15 protein-coding genes are annotated in these 16,826 nt (G+C 54.4%); 7 read left to right on the forward strand and 8 right to left on the reverse strand.

Features of this window, described 5'->3' with window-relative positions; translation table 11 throughout:
• Positions 1-47: 47 nt before the first annotated feature.
• Both HOV93_RS15250 and HOV93_RS15255 read right to left on the reverse strand, forming a co-directional pair.
• Positions 48-512 (reverse strand): hypothetical protein, encoded by a 465-nt coding sequence (locus tag HOV93_RS15250; protein ID WP_207397374.1) that lies wholly within the window; start codon positions 510-512, stop codon positions 48-50.
• Positions 485-1,456 carry an HD-GYP domain-containing protein gene (locus HOV93_RS15255; RefSeq protein WP_207397375.1) on the reverse strand — a complete coding sequence of 324 codons (972 nt, stop codon included), beginning with the start codon at positions 1,454-1,456 and terminating at the stop codon, positions 485-487. Before HOV93_RS15255 ends, HOV93_RS15250 begins: the two co-directional genes overlap by 28 nt.
• A gap of 440 nt (positions 1,457-1,896) precedes the next feature.
• On the opposite strand from HOV93_RS15255, the gene HOV93_RS15260 reads away from it, so the two are divergent.
• Positions 1,897-2,601, forward strand: coding sequence for a class I SAM-dependent methyltransferase (locus tag HOV93_RS15260; RefSeq protein WP_207397376.1), 705 nt, complete (start codon positions 1,897-1,899; stop codon positions 2,599-2,601).
• 198 nt (positions 2,602-2,799) lie between these two features.
• Here HOV93_RS15260 and HOV93_RS15265 read toward each other — a convergent pair whose 3' ends face one another.
• Together HOV93_RS15265 and trpE are read right to left on the reverse strand one after the other, a co-directional pair.
• Positions 2,800-3,120: a putative quinol monooxygenase gene (locus HOV93_RS15265; protein WP_235990414.1), complete on the reverse strand. Its 321-nt coding sequence runs from the start codon at positions 3,118-3,120 to the stop codon at positions 2,800-2,802.
• Between the two features lie 32 nt (positions 3,121-3,152).
• On the reverse strand, positions 3,153-4,667 hold the full coding sequence (trpE, locus tag HOV93_RS15270) for an anthranilate synthase component I (protein WP_207397377.1): 1,515 nt from the start codon (positions 4,665-4,667) through the stop codon (positions 3,153-3,155).
• 292 nt (positions 4,668-4,959) lie between these two features.
• Between trpE and HOV93_RS15275 the strand changes: the two genes are divergently transcribed.
• The 3 genes from HOV93_RS15275 (at position 4,960) to HOV93_RS15285 (ending at position 9,094) form a co-directional block, all read left to right on the forward strand.
• Complete coding sequence (locus HOV93_RS15275) at positions 4,960-5,469, forward strand: UvrB/UvrC motif-containing protein (RefSeq protein WP_207397378.1); 510 nt, start codon at positions 4,960-4,962, stop codon at positions 5,467-5,469.
• A gap of 104 nt (positions 5,470-5,573) precedes the next feature.
• Positions 5,574-6,614 (forward strand): protein arginine kinase, encoded by a 1,041-nt coding sequence (locus HOV93_RS15280; protein ID WP_207397486.1) that lies wholly within the window; start codon positions 5,574-5,576, stop codon positions 6,612-6,614.
• Positions 6,615-6,685: 71 nt separating this feature from the next.
• On the forward strand, positions 6,686-9,094 hold the full coding sequence (locus tag HOV93_RS15285; protein WP_207397379.1) for a TIM44-like domain-containing protein: 2,409 nt from the start codon (positions 6,686-6,688) through the stop codon (positions 9,092-9,094).
• Between the two features lie 205 nt (positions 9,095-9,299).
• On the opposite strand, the gene coaD is transcribed toward HOV93_RS15285, so the two are convergent.
• The 3 genes from coaD to HOV93_RS15300 form a co-directional block, all read right to left on the reverse strand.
• The gene (gene coaD, locus HOV93_RS15290) at positions 9,300-9,803 is read right to left on the reverse strand and encodes a pantetheine-phosphate adenylyltransferase (protein ID WP_207397380.1); all 504 of its coding nucleotides are present in this window, start codon (positions 9,801-9,803) and stop codon (positions 9,300-9,302) included.
• Between the two features lie 41 nt (positions 9,804-9,844).
• A complete protein-coding gene (locus HOV93_RS15295; RefSeq protein ID WP_207397381.1) occupies positions 9,845-10,489 on the reverse strand; it encodes a hypothetical protein in 645 nt (214 codons plus the stop codon).
• 86 nt (positions 10,490-10,575) lie between these two features.
• Positions 10,576-11,736, reverse strand: a complete 1,161-nt coding sequence (locus HOV93_RS15300) for an aminotransferase class V-fold PLP-dependent enzyme (protein WP_207397382.1) — start codon at positions 11,734-11,736, stop codon at positions 10,576-10,578.
• 287 nt (positions 11,737-12,023) lie between these two features.
• Between HOV93_RS15300 and HOV93_RS15305 the strand changes: the two genes are divergently transcribed.
• Together HOV93_RS15305 and HOV93_RS15310 are read left to right on the forward strand one after the other, a co-directional pair.
• Positions 12,024-12,206, forward strand: coding sequence for a hypothetical protein (locus HOV93_RS15305; RefSeq protein ID WP_207397383.1), 183 nt, complete (start codon positions 12,024-12,026; stop codon positions 12,204-12,206).
• A gap of 176 nt (positions 12,207-12,382) precedes the next feature.
• Positions 12,383-13,417, forward strand: coding sequence for a prenyltransferase/squalene oxidase repeat-containing protein (locus HOV93_RS15310; protein ID WP_390814344.1), 1,035 nt, complete (start codon positions 12,383-12,385; stop codon positions 13,415-13,417).
• 245 nt (positions 13,418-13,662) lie between these two features.
• On the opposite strand, the gene cobA is transcribed toward HOV93_RS15310, so the two are convergent.
• Positions 13,663-15,207, reverse strand: coding sequence for a uroporphyrinogen-III C-methyltransferase (cobA, locus tag HOV93_RS15315; RefSeq protein ID WP_207397384.1), 1,545 nt, complete (start codon positions 15,205-15,207; stop codon positions 13,663-13,665).
• A 28-nt stretch (positions 15,208-15,235) separates the two neighbouring features.
• Here cobA and HOV93_RS15320 point away from each other — a divergent pair, with 28 nt between their 5' ends.
• Positions 15,236-16,819, forward strand: coding sequence for a tetratricopeptide repeat protein (locus tag HOV93_RS15320; protein ID WP_207397385.1), 1,584 nt, complete (start codon positions 15,236-15,238; stop codon positions 16,817-16,819).
• Positions 16,820-16,826 lie beyond the last annotated feature (7 nt).

Consider the following 16,826-nt stretch of genomic DNA (forward strand, 5'->3'; position numbering starts at 1 on the left):
CCCCTCTGTGCGTAAGATGGGGCACCGCGTGGTTGGCAGACGAATGACTAACTGGGAGCGAACTTTTTTATGTCGATTGGCCGAATCGCCGTTGCGCCAATTTCGTAGCACTGTGGGCCAAGTTTACGGCAGCGGGCAACGGTCAAACGTAAGAGCCCGGCTCCCTCGATTCGTAACACGAAACTTTCCTTGGGATACAACTGCGAATGATATAGCAGGCCGACCCCTTTTCTAGAGATGTTGGTGACCAGGGCCAGGGATAGTTGCTGAGGGCGTTCGATTGTGGGAAATGTGGGTTCACACCGCAGGATGCAACGCTTCAGTTGACGAAAGCGAACGTGACGTCTTTGGTCGGTCGCTGTCGTCTCGATATGACCAGATTTTCCAAGCTCTTCCAGTTTTGCTCGGGGGATTTGAACCTCAAACGTTAAGTCGCGCACCGTGCGAAGGAAAAAACCATCCTCTTGAACAGTCGGACTTGAAACTACTTCTGCATCAACGTTTTCCAACATTTGACCATGTCCCCATCGAGTTTGCTTGATGCCATCTGATCGAGAATCTCTAACGCCTCTTTCGTGGAATTCGGATTGCGGTAAGGGCGGTTACTGGTGAGCGCCTCGAAAATATCGACGACACTACAGATACGCGCAAAATGATTGATCTCATCACCGTCAATGCCAACGGGGTAGCCTGAACCGTCCAGCTTTTCGTGGTGTTGGTAGACCATCATGAGTTGATCGAAAGAGAGGTCGGCTCGATTCGCAAGGGCAGTAAAGCCATCGGTTGGATGACGCTTAATCGTTTGCCATTCGGCTTCGGTGAGTCGTTCTTTTTTCGTAAGGATATTGTTGGGGATGCGCAATTTGCCCAGGTCATGCAGTAGCCCTCCGATAGAAATACTGTGCAACTCGTCTTCGTCTTGAATCCCCAGTCCCTGGGCCAGCAGCATGGCATAGCTGGCAACGTTATACGAATGGGTATACGTGTGATAGTCATGCTGCAAAACATGGAACAGTTCGCCGGCCACAACGTCATTCTGCGTAATGAGAGTCGTCATGTGATCGCTGATCACGTGAACACTTGCCAACGTCTTGTCGAGATTGTCGGATCGAAAAACTTCCTGCAGCATCGTCCGACCGGTGCTGTTGAGAAACGCCATCCTCTGAGAGATTGGAATTTCATCGTTACCGAGGATGCTTTGAACGTTTTCCCGGAGATGTTTTTGGAAGACATCTGCCTGATCGCGAGGGATGAAGACCGTCTCGACACCACTTTCCAACAGTTTTGGAAACTCGTCGTCGGCAATTTCAATGTTGTGCCCACGCATAAGGACGGGTTCGGCACCTTGATAGAGAGACCAGTAGACGTCGACCGGCAGTTCTTTCGTCAGGCACAACAGCGCAAGCGGCACCGGTAAAAAGTTTTGACGTGTTGCTGTATCAACTGAGTTCGGCATGGCGGGCACTCCGAAGCTGGTCACTAACAAAGTGATATGTGGCTTTCATTCATTCCCATCGAAATAAAATGAAGCGGTCAATTAATAGATAAGCCAAAAATCTGCGTTTATCGAATAAAGAATACGCGATTACGGGATGCCGTATTTGCCACCAGTTGTATGTTCGTTTGGAAGCTAACAAGAGAGACTTTTAGAGAGGATCGAACTACTGGTTGACGCGTAAGTCTCAGGCCTATCGGTTGCGGTTGGCATCGAAATAAATCGTGAAGTCGTGGATCGTCCATTAGAATGCTGGTCGTTTAGTAAAACGCAAGCTTCTGCGAAACGCCCATGAGTAGCTAACCTGTCGTCTGACCTTCATGACGTGATTGACCCAGCGGATTGCTGTTTTTAAATTCCATGTTGTTTACCTCTTTTACCTTCGATGGAAGGATATCGACATGCGTCACTGGGCATGCGCGACATTGTTTATCGTTTTGTTCTTCAGTTCTCCTGCCTGGGCTCAAGACGCCGCCGTTCCTGAGAGCATCAAGCCAGGCATCAACGAGGCCTTCCTCGATCTTGAATTGGATGTCGAGGCTTGGGTGAATCGCTTTGAGGTCGAGAGCCGCGAGGTCTTTCATGCCAAGGCAGAGATCGTCCAACGGCTGAAGCTTTCGCCAGGCGATCGAATCGCAGACATCGGCACGGGGACGGGACTCTTCGTCGAGCCGTTTTCTCAGGCCGTCGGCGAGCAAGGCTGGGTCTATGCGCTCGATATCGCGCCGAAGTTTGTCGAGCGAGTTGAAAAGCTGGCCGAGATTCGCAGTTTGAACAACGTGACGCCGGTGCTGTGTAGCAAAGATGATATTCGCCTCGCCCCCGGCAGTATCAATGCGGCGTTCATCTGCGACGTTTACCATCACTTCGAGTACCCGCAGCAGTCCCTGGCCTCGATTCACAAAGCCCTGGCCCCCGGCGGCAAGCTGGTGGTGATCGACTTTAATCGCGTGCCGGGCGAGTCTCGCGAGTGGACCCTCAATCACGTTCGGGCCGGCAAAGAAGTCTTCCGAGCTGAAATCGAAAAGGCTGGTTTCCGCCTGGTGGGCGAAGTCGAAGTGCCATCGTTTAAGGAGAATTACTTCCTGCAGTTCGAGCGGAAGTAAAGAGACGAGGGCAATGCTTTACCGAGGGCCGGAGGCCCGGCCGAATATAGCCAGGGAACGCGAGCCCCTTGCAGGGCTTGTACTATTTTATTTCGATCTTGACCAGGGGTTGTCACCCCCTGGCTAGATTCGGCTGGCCTTTCAGGCCTTAAGCGCATTACTCACGTTCGTGCCACGAACGGATCGGATGCGTTCGTCTTAAGCCGGGGCCAGAACCTGGACCTTCAAGTCGGTGACCATGTCTTGTACTTGGTCGCGGTACTCGTTCATGTGCGGGGCGACGAGGTGGGCTTGAAGGTGTTCGACCGATTCCCAGGCTTCGACGACGGTGACGGTGTGATCGCGGCCGCCTTCTTGAACATCGCCCAGGTTGGCATCGACGTCGATCGTGGGTTGGTAGCTGATGCAGCCATCTTCCTTCACGACCTTAGGAACCAGTTCATGAAAAATCGCCAGGAACGCATCGCGGGTGTCAGGCTTCAAGTTGATGGTGGCAATGACGTGAACCATGGTGTGCATAGGGTTTTCTCAAAGTAGAGGTTGCGATGGGCTTAGCTGCTGCTCTTTTGGGCCGCCGAACGCCGTTCGGTGATTTCGATCGCTTTTAGAATGCCGCGGGCCTTGTTGAGCGTTTCCTGGTATTCCATTTTCGGATCGCTATCGGCGACGATGCCTGCTCCGGCTTGTACGTAAGCGGTGCCGTCTTGGATGACGATCGTTCGCAGGGCGATACATGTATCCATGTTACCGCCGTAGTCGATATAGCCAACCGCACCTGCGTACGGGCCGCGGCGATGCGGTTCGATCTCGTCGATGATTTCCATCGCCCGGACCTTGGGCGCGCCCGATACGGTGCCTGCCGGTAAACAGGCCGCCATCGCATCAAACGCGTCTTTCCCCTCGGGAAGTTGGCCGGTGACGTTCGAGGTAATGTGCATCACATGGCTGTAGCGTTCAATGGCCATCACGTCAGACAGTTCGACGCTGCGGTACTTGGCCACACGGCCGACGTCGTTGCGGCCCAGATCGACCAGCATCACGTGTTCGGCCCGCTCTTTGGGGTCGGCCAGCAGTTCTTCGGCAAGACGTGCGTCTTCGGCTTCGGTCAAGCCGCGCGGCCGGGTGCCGGCCAGAGGACGAACAGTCACGGTGCCATCCATCACGCGCACCATGATCTCGGGCGAACTGCCTACGAGCGTGGTTTCTGGCGTGCGAAGGAAAAACATGAATGGGCTCGGATTCACAATCCGCAGTGTACGGTAGATCTCGAAGGGGTCGCTTTGGATGTCGACTTCCAGTCGCTGACTGAAGACCACCTGAAAGATATCGCCGGCCACGATGTACTCGACACATTTGCGAACGGCCGCTTCAAAATCTTCCTGTGTGAAGTTCGAGCGGTACCCAATGGTGGGAGCGCCTGCCAGGTCGATATCGGTTGGCGTGAGGGTCGGATCGTGCTTGGTCAGCTGAGCGACAATCTCTTCGGCCTGCTGGCACGCGGCGTCGTAAATGGCTTGATGGTTGTTTTGTTTTCCCTGGGGGCACTTGGCCATCACGATCACGTAGGCCGTTTTGGTCACGTTATCGAAGACCACCAAGTTGTTATAGAAGCCAAACGAGAGGTCCGGCAAATGGCGGTCATCTTGCGGGGCGTTGGGGAGGTTTTCGACATAGCGGACGACGTCGTACCCAGCGTAACCGATCGCGCCACCGTTAAACGGGGGGAGTCCTTCGATGTGGGCGACGTTGCCGGTATCGAGTCGCTGGCGAAGCTCTTCCAGCGGATTGGCACAGGTAAAAGTCTTGGTTCCCTCTTTGCTGGACACGGTCACTTGATCACGTGTCGCGCTGAGGTGGTACTCGGGATGGATTCCGATAAAGCTGTAACGGCCGACCTTTTCTCCGCCGACGACACTTTCGAACAGACAAGCTGGCTGACCATCGTCCAACTTATGAAATGCCGAGACCGGAGTCATCGAATCGCTGATCAAACGCCGATAAACGGGAATAATCTCGAACTTTTCCGCGAGCTGCTCAAACTCGGAGAATTCAGGAAGGTACGGCATAAGTCAGGTGTCTGCCAAAGGGTCGTGGTGCTTGCCAATCCGTTGGAAGAGACCCAGCAGGCAGCGTAAATGTTCACGGCTACGAAAAATCGGTCTCTGGTAACATTGAACGCCATGGCGTCTAATCTTGACACCCCCCTTGGCGTCGATAGAATCCAGAATAATCCTCTCGCGGTATCTTCAACTGCGAATTGGATTTACGTTGATCGGCCAATCACCTGGTAGGGTCGCCCAGCTAGTACGAAGCAGACGACAGGTTTTAAACTCACGTGGAAGGAGGCGATTTTTCGTCATGAAGTGTCAACAGTGCGAAAAGCCCGCCACGTTTCATATTACGGAACTCACCGGCGAGAAGCCGCATGAGCTGCACCTGTGCGAGCAGTGCGCGCAGTCGTACCTCACGCAGAACCCCTCTGGGGGCATGCCGATTCAGCCATCGCTGGCCGGAATGCTGCATCATCAATTGAAAGTGGCCGACACGGCCAAAGAACTGGCCAAGCTCGACGAGCAGGTTTGTCCGATCTGCGGCATCAGCTTTTTCGAGTTCCGCAACCAGGGACGACTCGGCTGTCCTCACGATTACACCTGCTTCGGTAGCGAACTGGATCCGCTGATCGTCAATATCCATGGCGACACGCAGCATGCCGGTAAGAACCCCAAGCATCATCAGCAGTCCTCCCAAGACCAGACACGCTTGATTCAGCTTCACAACGACATGAAAACGGCTGTGGAAAAAGAAGACTACGAGCGTGCTTCCCAAATCCGGGATGAAATCCGTAAGATTGAGGAAGGTCAGTCCTAAGCTTACACTGTGGGACAAGGTCTAACGTCGAAACTACCCAACTGGAGAGTGAAGGGTCAACTTTAGTGGAACTCAATGAATTGGCATGTCGATCTGGCGAATGGATGCGCGGTAGCGGGCCTGAGTCCGATATCGTCATCAGCAGTCGCATTCGCCTGGCCCGCAATCTGGCCGAGTTCCCCTTCATTCGTCGCTGCACGCCGGAAGATCGTCAATCGATTGAAAAGATGGTGCACGGTCGTTTGCAGGCGATCCCAGGCTTCAAAACGCTTTACTACTTACGCGTCGATGAACTAGCGCACGTCGATCGGCAATTCTTGACCGAACGGCAGCTGATCAGCCGCGAACATGCCGAGGCCGAAGGGGCTCGCAGCGTCGCGATCGACAACGATGAACGCCTGAGCGTGATGATCAACGAAGAAGATCACCTCCGCATTCAAGTCATGAAGAGCGGTCTCGATCTTCATAGCGCGTGGCAACAAATCAACGAAGTCGACGACCAAATTGAAAGCAAGCTTAGCTACGCTTTCCACGAACGACTGGGCTATTTGACCGCTTGCCCGACCAATGTCGGTACCGGCATGCGTGTCAGCGTGATGCTGCACCTCCCTGCCCTGGTGATTACCAACCAGATTGAAAAGGTCTTCCGTAGCTTGCAGAAGATCAATCTGGCCGTGCGTGGTTTGTACGGCGAAGGCTCGCAGGCCATGGGCGATTTCTATCAGATCAGCAATCAAATCACCCTGGGCAAGTCCGAAGAAGAATTGATCGACCAGGTCAGTGGTGTGGTGCCGATGATCATCGAGTACGAACGCAAAGCCCGCGACTTCCTGATCACGCAGAATCGCGAAGACCTGCACGACAAGATCAGCCGCGCTTATGGCATCTTGTGCACGGCCCAAACGATTAGCAGCGAAGAGACGATGCACTTGCTCTCGAGCGTTCGCATGGGCGTGAACCTGGGACTGATCGACGACCTAGCCATTTCGGACATCAACAAGCTGTTCGTCGAAACCCAGCCGGCTCACCTGCAGAAGCTGCGGGGCAACGAACTCGACACGGCCGGGCGAAATATCGAACGAGCTCTCTACTTGCGGCGCTATCTGCAAGACCGAGGAAAAGAGCACCGCGACGAGCGAAATTAGCTCAAATGGTCGATTTTCCTACAATATTTCTATAGACTCGGCGAATACCTAGTCGAAATCGTGATGCGCAAATGCATCTGGCTCCCTCTCCCGCGCTGACGGTAGAGACCGGACCGGAGACAAGGCACGCATCGCTGATTGCGATCGTCCTATTCCTCATCACCCAATCTTGTATGTTCACGCTACTGCTTGAAAGCTCGGTTCCATTGGTCGCCGCCATCGATGGGTTTGGCGTGGTGGTCATCGCGATCATTATCCTGGGCGGTATCTGCGCAGAGCATTTTCCAGGAGGCCTGCGTGGCGCGTCGACGATTCGCTTGGGCAACAAGAAGAAGGAACTCGGCCGCATGGATCAGGCACTTCAGTCGATCCAAGAGGCCGACCCCAAGTTTGATCTGAAGAACTTTTGCGTCGCGGCCACCAACGCCTTTTTAGAGGTGGAAAAGGCCTTCGATTCCGGCAACCTGAGTGACATCCGTTCGTTTGTATCCGATGGTATCTACCAGCGGATGGCATTTCGCTTAGAGGAAGAAAAGAGCCTGGGACGCTCGCGCAAGACGATCAAGCTGCAGGTTCGCAATCTCACGCCTGTTGAAGTCACTTCGTCCAAAAACAACCTGAACGCGTTCGAGGTGATCTCGATGCGCATCACTGGCTTGGCGGTGCGGCAATACCGGCTCAAGCAAGATGGCACCGATGTTATTATCGAAGAACCGGAACCCATCGCCGAAGTGTGGACCTTTCTGCGTCGCCGCGGCGCTCAAACCACGTCGAACGATTTTGGTTCGGTGCACGGCAACTGTCCCAACTGCGGTACCGATCTCTCGGTGAATCAGTGGGAAAAATGCCCTTCGTGCGAGAGCACCGTCCGTTCCGGCGAGCACGACTGGGTGCTGTCAGAAATCTCGGATCAATCCTCTTGGAAGGTCACCAAGCCGTTCAAGATGAGCAGCGCTACGCGTTACTGGATCAAGCAAGATCAAGGTTTCAGTTCGCATTACCTGGAAGACCGGGCGAGTGTGATTTTCTTTCGCAAGTTTCTGGCCGATCGCCTGGGCGTGATCGACCCACTGGGCAAGGTCGCCACCGATCGGTTTTGTGCCGGCTACGAAAAGAAGCTCACGCCCGATGACTTCGGCAAACGTGTGGTCTATTTGCACCCGCGGATTTTGGCGGCGGACGTCTCTGGTGTGATTACCGAAGATCCTTTCGACAAAGCGCTAATGCACATTCGCTGGTCGGCCCGTCGCGGCACGATCGATCGCCGTGGTGAGTTAGAACTCGATAAAGACCCGGTGCAGATCAGTACGATGATGGTTCTGGTGCGTAAGCATGGCACCAAAACACGGATCGAACGCACGATCACCAGTTCGCACTGTCCCAAGTGCGGTGCCCCGGAATCGAACAACGCTTCGCATGCGTGCGAGTTCTGTCATACCGTGTTGAACGATGGCGTTTTGGAATGGACGCTGGCCGATGTGCTGCCGTTCACCTCGACCCCGGCAATGGCCCTGCGGAAGAAGGCCTACGAAGGGATCGAAACCAACGTCGCCGTCATGACAGTCGATCACGCCGAGGATGCTCCCCTCACGCGTGTCGTGATGATGGAGCAGAAGCTGCCCGAGTTCACTAAAAGTGAAATGGAAGGGGTCCAGATCGATGGTCTGGCACCCAATGTTACGGTGCGGGAAGACGACATCACGCTATGTCAGTTGCTCGGGGAAGTGGCCGGAGGGCTACGTATTTCTAAAGCCGACGCGAAGGATTTCATTCGCGAGGTGGCCAAAAAGTGTGGGATCGACAATGCGACACTCGTCCAGGCCATGCGTCAGCGTCAGAAGCTGGACACACGTCGGCTGAAGGACCTCAATTCTCAGGTCATCAAGCGTTGGCTGATGGCCATGATCAACGTCAGTTTGATCGACAGCCGCATGCAGGCCTGGGAGAAGGTCTACATTATCGCGGCCGCCAAGGAACTAGGGCTGAGCCGCTACGACGTTGAAGCAGCCATTCGCACGCGAACGCTTCAGTTAGAAGAGTGGACCGAAGGGATGCGAAGCATCGACATGTTCTCGTGGGTCGTTTACATGGCCGCCGCCGACGGGCGTTTCGATCCCAAAGAAATCGAGCAACTCAAAGAACTGGCTACCCACTACGGCATCTCGAACAAACGGCTCAAAGAGATGTGTCTCGCCGCGAAAGAAAATAAGCTTGAGGTGAGCATTCCGGAAGATCCGAACATCGGCCAGTTGTGGTTGGTGAAGATGATCGACATGGCCTTTGCCGACGGAAACGTCTGCTCGAAGGAGAAAAAAGTTCTGGCCAAGGTCGCCAAAAAGATTGGGCTAACCGACTACGATCTACAGCAACTCATTCGCCGCCGTCGAGCCGTCCTCTATAAGAAAGCGCAAGAGGTCTTACGCGAGAAGCCACCCGTCGACGACGACGAGCTACATCTGAAAACCGATTGGAGCGATTAGCCGCTCTTCCATCCCGAATCGACGGTTGGCCCAGAAATTTATCTCTGGGTGGCCATCGGCCACAAGCGGCTAGTGAGTTGGGATTGAACCCGATAGAGACTGTGCTATTTGTTCACGTACTTGCATTAGCCGCTTGTCAGCGTTGCCGACCCAGAGATAAATCTCTGGGCCAACCGGTCTCTCTTTTTTCAAGTCTGACGAGGCACTAGCCTTTTCGGACTAGCTTTGCTCTTAGGTCAGGGATGATCGAGCTGGGGACGAATTTCTCTAGCTGTTCGTCGTTGGCCAGTGGTGTGATCTGTTTCAGCAGGGAACTGGAGACGTGCCCGTACTGCTCGTCGGCCATAAGGAAGATGGTTTCAATCTCGCTGTCGAGCTTACGATTGGCCATCATCATGGTGAACTCGCCGGCGATGTCGGTCAGGGGGCGAATACCACGAATCATCACACATGCGCCGACGCTGCGCACGAACTCGACGGCCAGGCCATCAAACGTTTGGGCTTCGACATTAGGCATCTCGGCGGTCACGCGCAGCACCTGGTCGATCCGCTCTTCGGGGCTGAATAGCCCGGTCTTTTCTGCATTGATGCCAATACCCACGATCAAGCGGTCGACTAGCTTACTGCTTCGCTCGATCAAGTTCAGGTGCCCTAGCGTGATGGGATCGAACGATCCCACAAACACGGCGGTTCGGTTGCCATCGGCCATCGATTCAGTCCAGAAGGTTTTCTATTAAGCGTGGAGAGGTATTACGACTCGTCGAGCGTGGTGATGTAATGTCCGAGTATCCAACGAGCAAGGATGAAGTAAACCAATTTAGCGAGCTCGAATCCGACAGCCAGAACGATGCCGATAACCATGGAGAACATCATAATGTTCTTAAGCATCGCAGCCTGAGGGCCTCCTGCAGTTTCCGCCGAGAGCGCACTCTCCATGGCTTGCCAATTGGCCATTTGAATGAGGACGGTCGAAATGGCGTTGGCTATGACGAGCATAATCGCAATCACGATCGTATTGTTGAGCAAGCGATAATCCGAGAGCTGACCGCGACGGAGAACTTGAATGCTGGAGTAGAGCATCATGCTGCCGACCGCGAGCATGCCCAATGCCATCAGGATCATGGGAATAAAATAGGTCTGAGTGACCGCGGCCATTTTCGCCTGCATCTCGGCTTGCATTTGAAACTGTGGGTCGTCCGACGGCGGGGCGAAGTTAAATCCGCCTGGCGAGACCGTGTGCATAATGAGGGCTGGAATGGTGCCCAGAAATCCCATCAAATACAGGATAGCCAGAATGATCGCGATCACGACGACAATCGTGATCTTCTTCGGTCGCGCCGTTTGGCCAGGAAGAACTTCCACAAGTTCTTCCTCTCGATCGGTGAAGTCAACCATCAGGCTATCCTGGGTCAGGCAGGTCGTATCGTGCCCAGCGAACCGTTCGGTTTTCTGGGCACGATGAAAGTTAGTCAGCTGAAAGCTTAATCCACAGCGGCCAGGGTTTCTAGCAATCGCTCGATATCGGACCGATTGTTGTAGGCATGAGGACTGATCCTGGCAAAGTCACCGCGAACGCTAAAGTTTGCCCCGATTTTCTGCCCCGCCGCGCGGAGGTCTTGCGGGGACTTGCCGGGAACTTGAAACGAGACGATACCGGAACGCTCGTCCCCTTGGCGACTGGCCAAGATCTTGGCGCCGACACTTTCCAATTGCTGACAGGCAAAATCGGTCACTTCCAATACGCGGTCACCAATCGCCGACGTTTTCGGACCGGCACCATACTGCAAAAGAAGATCGAGACTGGCTCCCAGACCAATGAGCCCCGGCATGTTTTGCGATCCCCCTTCATACCGAGCCGCACTGTCGCGGAAGGTGAGGTCGATGTTATCGAAATTCTTTCGCCCGGCCACGCTGTTCCAACCAATCCCAATGGGATGCAGTTCGCTGAGCAGTTCCTGCTTCACATAGAAGAGCCCTGCCCCTTCAGGCCCCAGCATCCACTTGTGTCCATCGGCGGCTAGAAAATCGATATCGGCATCGCGAACGTCCAGCGGAAAGACGCCCATTGCTTGGATCGCGTCAAGAAAGAACAACGCCCCGGCATCGTGAGCGATTTTGGCGAGTGCTTTCGGGTCGATCCGCCAGCCGGTTTTGTAGCTGACCCAGCTGATAGACAAGAGTCGCGTCCGTTGGTCGCAGGCCTCGGCAATCTTATTGAGATCTGGCTGAACGCCGTCGACCGGGATCACGCGGACCTCAACTCCCTTGGTTTGCTGATGCAGCCAGGGGTAAAGATTCGAAGGAAATTCATTCCCCAGCACCACCAAATTGTCGCCAGGCTTCCAGGCAAGCCCTTCCGCGACGAGGTTGATGCCGTGGGTCGTGTTACTGACCAGGGCGATCTCTTTTTTCTGGGCTCCGATCAGCTTGGCACCAGATTCCCGGGTGTTTTCGATCGCTCGTTCCCAATCCAACCAGACCACATCCCCCTCATGGGCTGCTTGGTCGCACCAATTTTTAATTGCCTGAGAAGTTGCTTCCGGCAACGGGGCGACGGCCGCATGATCGAAATAAGCCCATTTTTGGGCGACTGGCATCGCCTCGCGAAAGCTTTGCCAGCGAGAATCATCAGAAAACGTCATGAAAAGCTTCTTTTAAGATCGACTGAAAGACTTGTTGGAAATATAGTTACGTCGTAAATTAGGACGGTTTTCACCGGGCCGGTTCCGTACCAATTTAAAGACTTTTCCATCCCGCTAACACCATCGAAGCAGCGGATAACGCTCTTCGGGTGGCCCTTGATCAGGCAGATTGTGCACTCTAGGTGACATTGCCTAAGCTTGAGGTATACTGGATGGGCTAGATAAACTGGTCAAAATTTGTCTTTTCATACCCGTAGCGTATCGCTGATTTGCTCCAGGAGTTGCTAATGCCGAAAGCGCTGACGATTGTGGGAATGGGGGTCTCCGTTCTCCTACTTCTGGTATTCGCGCTCGACCTGTTAGCTGGCGTTCCGTTTGGTGGCGTCAGCATGACGATGGATATTGCCTTTGTGATTTGTGCGGGGATCCTCGGATTTCTGTCGTACACCACCTTCGTTGAACAAAAATAGTTCGACGCTCCTAGCCCATATTGCGGGATTTCGTCCGAAAAATCGTGCGTCTTCCCGCGTCTCTCCCACTGGTAACGAGAAAGTTTGCTTTACGCGGTTCGCCTTGGCTGGAAAAATAGAGGAAAGCCAAAGCAAATCAAGGGAGATAGCGAGTGCTGAATTTGAATCGTCGACGAATGTTGGGAATGCTAGGTGGTCTATCCGCCGCTGCTGTTGCTCCACCTCTGTTGGCAGCGCCTCCGTCCGATTCGCAGAGACGTACCTGGCAGGCCTGTGTCGAGAAAGGCCTGGGTTGGGTTCAACGTACTCAATCGAGACTGGGGCACTGGACGGCTGCCAACTATCCCACCGCCATGACCGCGTTGGCCGGCACGGCCCTGTGTGCGTCTGGCTCGACCACGATGCAGGGACCTTACTCTGAAAACTTACGCCGTGCTGTCGAGTTTCTCGTTTCCAAGGCGCGTCCTAACGGCTTGATCGGCGATCCACTGACCGACAATCGCTATACGTACGGTCACGGTTTCTCGATGCTGTTCTTATCGCAGGTCTTGGGAGAGGAAGAAGACTCGCTGCGTCGTGAAGAACTGATCAAGATCTTGACCAATGCCGTGAAGTTTAGTGTCTTCGCCCAGACCAAATCGGGCGGCTGGGGCTATGTCAGCGCGAAGGACGGCAACGATTTCGACGAAGGCTCGACCACCATCACCCAGGTCCAGGGGCTACGCGGCTGCCGAAATGCAGGCATCCCGGTTCCGTCGGAAGCCGTCGAGAATGCCAAGAAGTATATCTACGACTGCCAGAATCCCGATGGAGGCATTTCGTATAGCTCGAAGAATCGTGGCACGTCACGCCCGGCGATTACGGCCGCTTCGATCTGCTGCCTGCAAAACGCAGGCGAAACGAAGTCGGATGTCGTTCAGAAGATGCTCGACTATTGCAAAAAGAACCTCTACCAGATCCAAACCCAAGCCCAGAGTTTCAGCCACTGGCATTACTCGTACCTGTATTACTCGCAGGTCGTTTATCGCGAAGGAACCGACGACAAATCGTTTTGGGAAGCATTCCGTAATCGTCTGTACGATCGCATCAATAGCGAGCAGAACGGCGAAGGTTATTGGGACGAGACAAGCATCGGCCCCATTTACGTCACGGCCTGTAACCTGATCATGATGCAGCTCGACTTGGGCTACCTGCCGATCTATCAGCGTTAAAGCGAGTTCTCTTTGACTCGCATTTTCCGGCGATCAGATTTGCTGAATGTAGCCAGGTGGCGCGAGCCCCTGGTGGTAGCTTGCGATTTTTATTTGAGCCCTGCAAGGGCGACCGAATCTTAACGATCGTTATTTCGGTCGCCCTTGCAGGGCTTTCGCTTTTTGTAGATCCGATCCCAGGGGCTGACGCCACCTGGCTACATTCGGTCGGCCTTCAATTTGGCGGGGCGGAAGGAATATCAGCGCTACGCCGAGTTCTCTTCCGCGTATGCAAGAATCGCTTCGACGATACCATCCATCGTATAAACGGTGGCTTCTACGGTCACGTCGTAGCCTAGCTCGCGGATCGTGTCGGTTGTGATTGGGCTGATGCTGACGATATTGCTGCTCTTCATCACCTCAGGAACCAGTTGAGCCGTCGCCCTGGCGATCGCGCTGCTGGTGACGATCAGCCAGTCGAACCCGGTGGTCTCGCTGCGCCGCTGCACCTCAGGCATAACCTGCGTGACATCGTTGCTTTCGTAGGCGACCACTTCCGTCACGTTGGCACCATGCTGGGCAAGTCCCACCGGAAGGACGTCGCGACCGCGCGAGGCGCGCGGCAGCAAGACACGCTTTCCGGCAACCTGATTGGCCATCGCCTCGACCAGCGATTCGGCCCGATACTCGGCGGGGATAACATCGGCCTGGAAGCCGTATTCGGCTAACTGTTCCGCAGTACCCGGGCCGATCACGCCGATCTTGAGGTGCCCTAGAATGCGGAAATCGAAACCTAATTGTCGAAGCCGCTGCATGAAGAACACGACGCCGTTGCGGCTGGAAAATGCAATCCAATCGAACGACTTCAAATTGGTAATTGCTTCGTCCAACGGGCCGGGATCGTCCGCAGCATGAATCTCGATCGCTGGCTGCACGAGGACTTCTCCTCCCAGTTCGGCCAACGGCGATCGCAGTTGTTCGGCTTGATGTTCCGGACGCGTTATCAGCAGCGATTGCCCGAACAGTGGGCGTTGTTCAAACCAATTGGGGATGCTGCGATCTTGGGCGACCTCTCCCACTACGGTGATCACCGGCGGGCGGATTCTCGATCCCGAGTGCAGCAAATTGGGGATCTCGCCCAACGTGCAGCGAAATGTTTCTTGATCTGGCCAACTACAGCGGCGGATGATCGCACAAGGGGTATCCGGCGACTTGCCATGTGCAATCAACTGGGCCGACCACTGTGGGGCCGTGGTGACGCCCATATAGAAAACCAACGTGCCGGGAAAGCAGGCCAGCCCTTGATAGTTAATCGCGGAATCCTCTTTGCCGGGCTTTTCATGACCGGTGACAAACGCGACCGCCGAGGCATGGTCGGAGTGCGTTAGCGGAATGCCGGCATAGGCACTGGCCGCCAATGCCGTAGTGATTCCAGGCACAATCTGGAAGGGAACGCCCGCCGTCCGCAACGCTTCGATCTCTTCGGTCGCCCTGGCGAAGACGGTTGGATCGCCACTTTTGAGCCGCACGACCGTCTTGCCCTGCTTGGCTTGGGAAACCATCTCGTCGTTGATTCGGTCTTGCGACCAAAGTTTTCGCTGGGCGTGGCTGCCCAAGCAGTGCATCTGCTCGGCCGCCACGGCGTACTGCAGCAATTCTGGATTAGAAAGATAGTCGTACAGAACCACATCGGCCTGCTGCAGACAGTGAATGCCTCGCTGTGTGATAAGCCCCGCATCGCCGGGCCCGCTACCCACCAGATAGACAATTCCTGGTTCAGCGGCGGACGAATCTTGAACATTGGGTGTCACAGCGGTCCCTCAAAAGAGAGGTTTGGGCATGAAAAATTACGCTTCCCTGAATTTAAAACGAATCCACCCTCTGGCGGAAGCGGTTGATACAATAGGAGTAACGGATTATTGTGCTTGGCAAGCACCAAAAATTCTTCATGCATTTCTGATTGATCTGGCCCAGCTTATGTCTGACGGTGGAAGTTTCTCAGTTTCCGAAGATGCCGATTACGAAGTTTCGCCTGCGCTGCGGAAACAGCTGCAGCGGCTGTTTGATCACGCCTCGCAAATGATGAGCAAACCGAAATACGACTATGATTATGCGCATAGTCTGCTCGCAGATTGCTGCAAGAAGGACCCCGCGAACCTGGCGTACGTCGAGAAGATGTTCGAAAACCTCGACTTGAAGTTCAAGGGAAAGAAAAAAGGCTCGCTGTTTTCTGGTTTCGGCGGCAAGGGTGGCCTGAAGAAAGCGCTTTCGGCCAAAAAATGGCAGGATGTCATTAAGGAAGGGGTCGATCTGCTCAAAAGCAATCCCTACGACAGCGTTACCCTGCGGGCAATGGTCGATGCGTGCGAAGCGATGCGCTACAACGAGGTGGGCCTGCGTTACATGAAAAACGCAATGGACGGCTCGCCAGGCGACATGGAGGTCATGCGTCACTGTGCTCGTTATTTGGGACGGGTTGGCCAGTTCGATCAGGCAATCGCCCTCTGGCACTTCGTCGAAGAGAAGAATCGCGGCGACAAGGAAGCGAATCAGATGATTTCGCAGCTGACGATCGACCGCCAACGCCGAGCCCGAGGCCTAGCCACCGTCACCAACCGGATTGATCCGGCCGACGCAGCCAAAGTCCGCCGCCGACAAGCGTCCCAAGAAGAGGGTGAAAAGAAGTCCGAAGTACAGGAACGACCTGCCACAAAGATCGAACTGAACGAGAAGCAAAAGCTAAAAGCCAAGATCGAAGCCGATCCGGATCAGCAAGAGAACTATCTGAAGTTGATCGATATGTGGGTCCAGGAAGAAAAGTTCTTCGAGGCCGAGGCGGTCTGGAAAGAGGCCCAGGCCCACTTTGGCGACTCGATGGTACTCACCGAAAAACGCGAAGATCTGCTGATCCTCAAGGCCCGACATCGCTACAAAATGGCGGAAAACCAGGCCTCGTCTCAATCCAGCACGCAGCTTCTAGAGCTGGTTGAAACGGCTAAGAACGACCTGAATCGGTTGGAATTGGAAATCTATACCAAACGCAACGAGCGCCATCCGGAAGACTTGTTGATCAAATACGAACTCAGTTTACGGCTCAAACGCCTGGGCAATTACGAACAAGCCGAAAAACTCTTTGACGAAATCGCACTCGCGGATGAAAAACTTTTAGCAATTTGCTACTTGGGCAAAGGAGAGTGTCTTCAGGCTCGCAAAAAATTCGTGACGGCCATGGAGATGTACGAAGAAGCCCTAAACTATTCTGACAACTTGAGTTCCGAACGATTAAAGCTGCTTCTGTATCGGGCCGGCGTGCTCGCTCAGGGGCTCAAAGAGTGGTCTTCGGCCATGACTTTGCTCAAAAGGCTCGAGAAAATGGATCCAGCCTATAAAGATGTGAAGCGACGGCTAGACAAACTCAAGTAAATGGGGG

Origin of the sequence: Bremerella alba, assembly GCF_013618625.1 — a bacterium.
Lineage (GTDB): Bacteria > Planctomycetota > Planctomycetia > Pirellulales > Pirellulaceae > Bremerella > Bremerella alba.

Excerpts from the sequence above, each read along its gene's own strand:
- HOV93_RS15255 (WP_207397375.1), bottom strand. The coding sequence starts at position 1,456 with ATGCCGAACTCAGTTGATACAGCAACACGTCAAAACTTTTTACCGGTG.
- HOV93_RS15265 (WP_235990414.1), bottom strand. The coding sequence starts at position 3,120 with ATGCACACCATGGTTCACGTCATTGCCACCATCAACTTGAAGCCTGAC.
- HOV93_RS15320 (WP_207397385.1), top strand. The coding sequence starts at position 15,236 with ATGAAAAATTACGCTTCCCTGAATTTAAAACGAATCCACCCTCTGGCG.
- HOV93_RS15285 (WP_207397379.1), top strand. The coding sequence starts at position 6,686 with ATGCATCTGGCTCCCTCTCCCGCGCTGACGGTAGAGACCGGACCGGAG.
- coaD (WP_207397380.1), bottom strand. The coding sequence starts at position 9,803 with ATGGCCGATGGCAACCGAACCGCCGTGTTTGTGGGATCGTTCGATCCC.
- HOV93_RS15310 (WP_390814344.1), top strand. The coding sequence starts at position 12,383 with ATGTTGGGAATGCTAGGTGGTCTATCCGCCGCTGCTGTTGCTCCACCT.
- HOV93_RS15295 (WP_207397381.1), bottom strand. The coding sequence starts at position 10,489 with ATGGTTGACTTCACCGATCGAGAGGAAGAACTTGTGGAAGTTCTTCCT.
- HOV93_RS15280 (WP_207397486.1), top strand. The coding sequence starts at position 5,574 with ATGCGCGGTAGCGGGCCTGAGTCCGATATCGTCATCAGCAGTCGCATT.
- HOV93_RS15250 (WP_207397374.1), bottom strand. The coding sequence starts at position 512 with ATGTTGGAAAACGTTGATGCAGAAGTAGTTTCAAGTCCGACTGTTCAA.
- HOV93_RS15305 (WP_207397383.1), top strand. The coding sequence starts at position 12,024 with ATGCCGAAAGCGCTGACGATTGTGGGAATGGGGGTCTCCGTTCTCCTA.
- trpE (WP_207397377.1), bottom strand. The coding sequence starts at position 4,667 with ATGCCGTACCTTCCTGAATTCTCCGAGTTTGAGCAGCTCGCGGAAAAG.
- HOV93_RS15275 (WP_207397378.1), top strand. The coding sequence starts at position 4,960 with ATGAAGTGTCAACAGTGCGAAAAGCCCGCCACGTTTCATATTACGGAA.
- HOV93_RS15300 (WP_207397382.1), bottom strand. The coding sequence starts at position 11,736 with ATGACGTTTTCTGATGATTCTCGCTGGCAAAGCTTTCGCGAGGCGATG.
- HOV93_RS15260 (WP_207397376.1), top strand. The coding sequence starts at position 1,897 with ATGCGTCACTGGGCATGCGCGACATTGTTTATCGTTTTGTTCTTCAGT.